Origin of the sequence: Streptomyces sp. BF23-19 (assembly GCF_041106355.1) — a bacterium.
GTDB classification, from domain to species: Bacteria; Actinomycetota; Actinomycetes; order Streptomycetales; family Streptomycetaceae; genus Streptomyces; species Streptomyces virginiae_A.
In genome coordinates, this window is sequence record NZ_JBGBPT010000170.1 from 1 (window position 1) to 5,295 (window position 5,295).

The 5,295-nt window shown below is 73.7% G+C and carries 6 protein-coding genes and 1 pseudogene; 3 read left to right on the forward strand and 4 right to left on the reverse strand.

Translation table 11 applies throughout. The features are described 5' to 3' along the window. A pseudogene (locus AB8A24_RS42795) lies at nt 1–130 on the reverse strand (acyl-CoA dehydrogenase family protein); the annotation flags it as partial. Nucleotides 131–154: 24 nt separating this feature from the next. On the opposite strand from AB8A24_RS42795, the gene AB8A24_RS42800 reads away from it, so the two are divergent. Beyond that, entirely contained in the window at nt 155–1,141 is a 987-nt protein-coding gene (locus tag AB8A24_RS42800) for an XdhC family protein (protein WP_369479209.1), read from the forward strand. 170 nt (nt 1,142–1,311) lie between these two features. On the opposite strand, the gene AB8A24_RS42805 is transcribed toward AB8A24_RS42800, so the two are convergent. Further along, a complete protein-coding gene (locus tag AB8A24_RS42805; protein WP_328961678.1) occupies nt 1,312–1,635 on the reverse strand; it encodes a plasmid stabilization protein in 324 nt (107 codons plus the stop codon). A 113-nt stretch (nt 1,636–1,748) separates the two neighbouring features. On the opposite strand from AB8A24_RS42805, the gene AB8A24_RS42810 reads away from it, so the two are divergent. Next, on the forward strand, nt 1,749–2,144 hold the full coding sequence (locus AB8A24_RS42810) for a DUF6479 family protein (RefSeq protein WP_328961679.1): 396 nt from the start codon (nt 1,749–1,751) through the stop codon (nt 2,142–2,144). 43 nt (nt 2,145–2,187) lie between these two features. Here AB8A24_RS42810 and AB8A24_RS42815 read toward each other — a convergent pair whose 3' ends face one another. Together AB8A24_RS42815 and ligD are read right to left on the reverse strand one after the other, a co-directional pair. Next, nucleotides 2,188–3,072, reverse strand: a complete 885-nt coding sequence (locus AB8A24_RS42815) for an ATP-dependent DNA ligase (protein ID WP_328965853.1) — start codon at nt 3,070–3,072, stop codon at nt 2,188–2,190. Further along, nucleotides 3,072–3,980 carry a non-homologous end-joining DNA ligase gene (gene ligD, locus AB8A24_RS42820; RefSeq protein WP_369479210.1) on the reverse strand — a complete coding sequence of 303 codons (909 nt, stop codon included), beginning with the start codon at nt 3,978–3,980 and terminating at the stop codon, nt 3,072–3,074. The genes AB8A24_RS42815 and ligD overlap by 1 nt, the downstream gene beginning before the upstream one ends. Nucleotides 3,981–4,011: 31 nt before the next feature. Here ligD and AB8A24_RS42825 point away from each other — a divergent pair, with 31 nt between their 5' ends. Next, nucleotides 4,012–5,148 carry a Ku protein gene (locus AB8A24_RS42825; protein ID WP_369479211.1) on the forward strand — a complete coding sequence of 379 codons (1,137 nt, stop codon included), beginning with the start codon at nt 4,012–4,014 and terminating at the stop codon, nt 5,146–5,148. The last annotated feature ends 147 nt before the right edge of the window (nt 5,149–5,295 follow it).

Below are 5,295 nucleotides of genomic sequence, written 5' to 3' on the forward strand. Positions count from 1 at the left end.
AGGTGGCGAGGGCGTCGGCCGCGGCCCGCGCCGCCGCACGCGCGGAGGCCACGTCGAGCCAGAGCCGGGCGAGGCGGGGCTTGAGGGCCTGGAAGGAGCCGACGGGACGGTTGAACTGGTGGCGTGCTCTGGCGATCGAGAAGGGGCGGCGCGGATGCGTGAGCTGGTGGAGACGGCGCGGCGGTGGGCGGCCGAGGGGCGGGCCGGGTATCTGGCCCGGCCCGTGACCGAGCAGGGGTTCGGGCCGCGGGATCCGGCCGGGGCCGTGCTCATCGACGCGCGGGGGGAGTGTGTCGGCACGCTCTACCGCGGGGTCTTCGACGCCGAACTCGCCGCCGAGGTCGCGGCCCTGCCGCCCGGGGTCACCGCGCGGGTGTGCGAGGTGTCCGTGCGGGCGGCCGAGGCCGTGGCCGCGAGGCTGACCTGCGGCGGGCAGGCCGAGGTGCTGCTGCAGCCCCTCGCCGCGATCCCGGCCGCGTGGTGGGAGCTGCTGGGCGACGGGGTCGGGGTGGCGTTGGTGACCCGGCTGAACGAGGCCGCCGACCGGGCCACCAGTGAGGTCGTACGGGCCACGGACGCGCCCGGAGACGATGCCGGCCGGCGGGCGGGCGAGCTGCTGGCGACCCGGCGGGCCGGGCGGGACGCGCTGTACGCGGAGACGGGGCTGGTGCTGGTCGAGGCGTTCCCGTCGGCCCCGTACGTGGTCATCGGCGGCGGCGGTGAGCTGGCCGAGATCATCGAGCGGCAGTCGCTGCTGCTGGGCTGGGAGGCCGTACTGGTCACGGGCCCGGAGGAGGCCGGCAAGGTGCTGGAGGCGCGCCGGGACGCCGCGTGCCTGGTCATGCTGAGCCATGAGGAGTCGTTCGACGTGCCGACGCTGCGGGTGGCGCTGGCCCTGGAGGTGCCGTACGTCGGCGCGCTGGGCTCCCGCAAGACCACGGCCCGGCGGCGGGAGGGGCTGCTCGCGGCCGGGGTCACCGAGGCCCAACTGGCGCGGGTGCACGGCCCGATCGGCCTGGACCTGGGCGCCCGTACCCCGGCGGAGACCGCGCTGGCGATCTGCGCCGAGATCCTGGGGGCGCTCGGGGAACGCAAGGCCGCCGGCGCCCTGCGGGATGCCGACGGGCCCATCAACGCCTAGTGCTGTGACCGGAAAGGTTTGCCGGGTCGCGGCGTCCGGTGCGGTGCATCGCGAGGCGGAGGGCCGCGGGCCGTACTGGACGTACTTCCGTGGTCCGACAACGCGGCGAGGTGCCGTGCCGGGCGTCGCGACCCGGTGAACCTTTCCGGTCACAGCACCAGCCGGTACCGTCACTCGCCCAGGGCGCGCTTGAGCTGCGTCTTGTTCATGTCCGAGCGGCCGTGGATGTTGCGGCGCCGGGCCTCGGCGTAGAGCTGTTCGTACGTGGGGCCCTGCGCGCCCGAGTGGGAGTGCAGGCCACCGCGCCGGGACGAGGAGATGTCCTCGATCGATTCCCGACCGGCCGTCCTGGACTCGCCCGCCCGGGCCCGTTCCTTGTTCACGGTCCGGGCGGCGATCTCCTTCGCCTTCTTCTCCGGTTCGCCGCGCTCCTCCAGGCCTTCCTTGATGTGTTCGTACTGTCGTTCGCGCTTCGGGGACGATCCACGGGGCATGGTCGGCCTCCTTCTCGTTCGGCGTGTACGCGCACCAGGCGTGTACCCCGGACGGCCCAAGGCATCCGGGGCATACGAAGCATTTCGGACCTGCGTACGGGAACATGGTCGGTATGGACACGACCCTGAGCGTGGACGCGACCCTCGCCGACATCGCCTGGTTCCTGGTCGTCGGCATCCTCGTCGCCGGCTTCCTGCTGGGCGGCTTCCTACTGGGCAAGAAGGTACGGGCGAAGGAGCCACCCCCGCCCACCGCCGAGAGCCAGCCCCACCTGCCGGAGGGCGGGGCGGTCTACGAGGTCCGCGAGGAGCGGGACCAGGTGGAGATCCCCGAGGGGGGTCTACGGCCGCACGAGATGCAGGGCTACGGGAACTTCGGCTCCACCACCTCCACCCATCCGGAGGAGGTCCGGGCGGAACGGGAGTCCGGTTACAAGCTGCCGGAGGGCCCGGGACCGCACCCACAGCCGGGGGCTCCCCCGGACGCCGGGCGCGGCGCACACGCCTGACGCACCCACTTCGACGGCCTCTGACCCGCGCCTCCCGCGCGGGTCAGAGGTCCGTCCGCAGCCGGAGCACCTCCGGCGGCGGATGCCGGGCCGAGGTGTGCCGGACCTCCGCCGTGAGCGGTGGGTCGAGCGCCCGGAAGGGGACCTCCCCGAGCCCGATCGCCGTGACCGTGGCCAAGGAGGGTGAGGCCGCCCCGCGGGCGGCCACCTCGGCCGCCACCTCCGCCCGCAGGGCCGCGCTCAACGGGCTCGACACGAGCGGGGTCTCGTCCCCGACCGGCAGGACGAGCACCAGGGCGAGCGGGCGGCGCGGGGTTCCGGTGTAGCCGACCACCGCCGCGTCGCGGACGTCGGTGTGCCGCAGCTTCTGCCAGCCGCGCCGCCCGGCCGGGTAGGCCTGGTCCAGCCGTTTCACGACGAGGCCCTCGATACCGCTGGCCGGCAGGGTCTCGTACCAGGTGGCGGCCAGTTCCGGATCGGTGGTCATCGGCACCGGCTGCAGCGGCGGACCCAGGGGCAGCAACAGGTCGACAAGGAGGGCCCGGCGGCGCTCGTAGGGGCGGCCGCGCAGGTCCAGTCCGGCCAGTTCCAGCACGTCGAAGGCGGCGTAGGAGGCGGGCAGGCGCTGCGCGAGGACGGCGGCGCGGGCGGCGGTGGCCGCCGCCCGCCGCTGCACCAGGGCGAAATCCGTACGCCCCGCGTGCCAGACCACCACCTCGCCGTCGAGGACCGTGTCGGCGGGCAGCAGCAGTGCGGCCGCGGCCAGGTCGGGGAAGGCGCTGGTCACGATCCGGCCGGAGCGCGCCTGGAGCCTCACGTCGGTCGCCGAGCGCAGCACGACGAGCCGGTGGCCGTCGAACTTCGGCTCGTACGCCAGTCCCGCCCCGCGGGGCAGGGTACGTACGGCGGCGGCCAGCGCGACGCGGATCACGGCCGGGCCCCGGCCCCGGCCCCGGGCAGCGGGCGGGCCCGCTCGGGGTCGGTCAGCGGGGCGAAGAGGTCCCCGTCGCGGGCGAGCCGCGGTGCGATGTCGTCGGCGAGGAAGACCAGGGCGGAGGCGCTGCGGCAGGCTTCGACCTCCGCCCAGGAGACGGGCGCGGACACGGTCGGCCGGGCCCGCGCGCGCAGGGTGTAGGGGGCGGCGGTGGTCTTGGCGGCGGCGTTCTGGCTGTGGTCGACGAAGACCTTGCCGGGGCGCAGCGCCTTGGCCATGCGGTGCACGATCAGCTCGGGGAGCTCGCGTTCGGCCTCCTGGGCGAGTTGCTTCGCGTACGCGGACACCCGCTCGGAGGGGGCCGGCTCCAGCGGCACGGCCAGGTGCATGCCCTTGGAGCCGGAGGTCTTGGCGTAGGCGTGCAGGCCGTCGGCGGCGAGCCGCTGGCGCAGCCAGAGCGCGGCGGCGCAGCACTCGACGACGGTGGCGGGCGGGCCGGGGTCGAGGTCGAGGACCATCCGGTCGGCGAGGGCGGGGTGGCCGGCGGTCCACTGGGGGGTGTGGAACTCCACGACGAGGTTGGCGGACCACATGAGGGTGGCCAGGTCGGCGACGACCACCTGGGCGGCGGAGAGGTCCTCGGAGCGGGGCACGGGGGTGGTCCTCACCCAGTCGGGTGTGCCGGGCGGCGGATTCTTGGTGAAGAAGAGCTGGCCGTCGGGACCGTCGGGGTAGCGCAGGAAGGACACCGGTCGGTCATGGATGTGGGCGAGCAGCGGGCCCGCGACGGTGGCGTAGTAGTGCAGCACCTCGCCCTTGGTGAAGCCGGTCTCCGGGTAGAGGATCTTGTCGAGATTGCTGAGCGCGATGCGACGGCCCTCCACCAATGTGATCGGCGTCATACGATGAGACTGCCACGAAACAGGAGGAACCGTGCGATCCATTTGGAACGGGGCGATCTCCTTCGGCCTGGTCAGCATCCCGATCAAGCTCGTGAACGCCACCGAGAGCCACTCGATCTCCTTCCGTCAGATCCACGTCAATGACGGCGGGCGCGTCCGGTACCGCAAGGTGTGCGAGCTGGACGGGGAGGAGGTGCCGAGCGCCGAGATCGGCAAGGGGTACGAGGAGGCCGACGGGGCGATCGTCCCGATCACGGACGAGGACCTGGCGCAGCTGCCACTGGCGACCGCGAAGACGATCGAGATCATGTCGTTCGTACCGGCGGAGGAGATCGATCCGCTGCAGATGGACGCGGCGTACTACCTCGCGGCGAACGGGGCGACGGCGGCGAAGCCGTACACGCTGCTCCGGGAGGCGCTCAAGCGGAGCCGGAAGGTCGCGATCGCCAAGTACGCGCTGCGGGGGCGGGAGCGGCTGGGCATGTTGCGGGTCGTGGACGACGTGATCGCGATGCACGGGCTGTTGTGGCCGGACGAGATCCGGGCGCCGGAGGGGGTGGCGCCGGAGGCCGACGTGACCGTACGGGACGCCGAACTCGACCTGGCGGACGCGCTGATGGCCACGCTGGGGGATGTGGAGATGGCCTCGCTGCACGACGACTACCGGGAGGCCGTGGAGGCGCTGATCGTGGCGAAGTCGGCCGGGGCGTTCGAGCCGACGGAGGCCGTGGTGGAGCCGGCCGGCGGGCAGGTGATCGACCTGATGGCGGCGTTGGAGAAGAGTGTGCGGGCCGCGAAGGCTTCCCGGGGGGAGGCGGACGGGGGTGGGAAGGGCGAGGGCGACGGCGAGGTGAAGGCGGAGGTCACGCCGATTCGGCGGAAGGCCCGGGCGGGTGCGGGGGCGGGTACGGGTACGGGCGCTGCCGCGCCGAAGGCGGTCGGCGGGAAGAAGTCGACGGCGGCTTCGGCCAAGAAGACGGCGGCTTCGGCCGGGACGAAGAAGAAGACGACGACAGCGGCCGGCGGCAAGTCGACGGCGGGCAAGTCGACTTCGCGTACGGCCAAGACCACGGCGAAGAGTACGGCCAAGACCGCGGCGGCGAAGAAGACCGGTACGGCGGCGGCCGCGAAGAAGACGGCGACACCGCGGAAGCGGACCTCCGCCTGAGCGGGGGCGGGGGCGGGCCTGCGGCGCTTTCCCCTACCCGCCCCTTCCCGAAACCGGGGCTCCGCCCCAGACCTCGCGCCTCAAACGCCGGCGAGGCTGGAACGGGCGGCGCGGGGCGGGGGGCCTCGGACGCCGGCGAGGCTGGAG

Bases quoted from the DNA above. Each gene is read 5' to 3' on its own strand.
- AB8A24_RS42805 (WP_328961678.1), bottom strand. From the start codon at position 1,635: ATGCCCCGTGGATCGTCCCCGAAGCGCGAACGACAGTACGAACACATC.
- ligD (WP_369479210.1), bottom strand. From the start codon at position 3,980: ATGACGCCGATCACATTGGTGGAGGGCCGTCGCATCGCGCTCAGCAAT.
- AB8A24_RS42800 (WP_369479209.1), top strand. From the start codon at position 155: ATGCGTGAGCTGGTGGAGACGGCGCGGCGGTGGGCGGCCGAGGGGCGG.
- AB8A24_RS42810 (WP_328961679.1), top strand. From the start codon at position 1,749: ATGGACACGACCCTGAGCGTGGACGCGACCCTCGCCGACATCGCCTGG.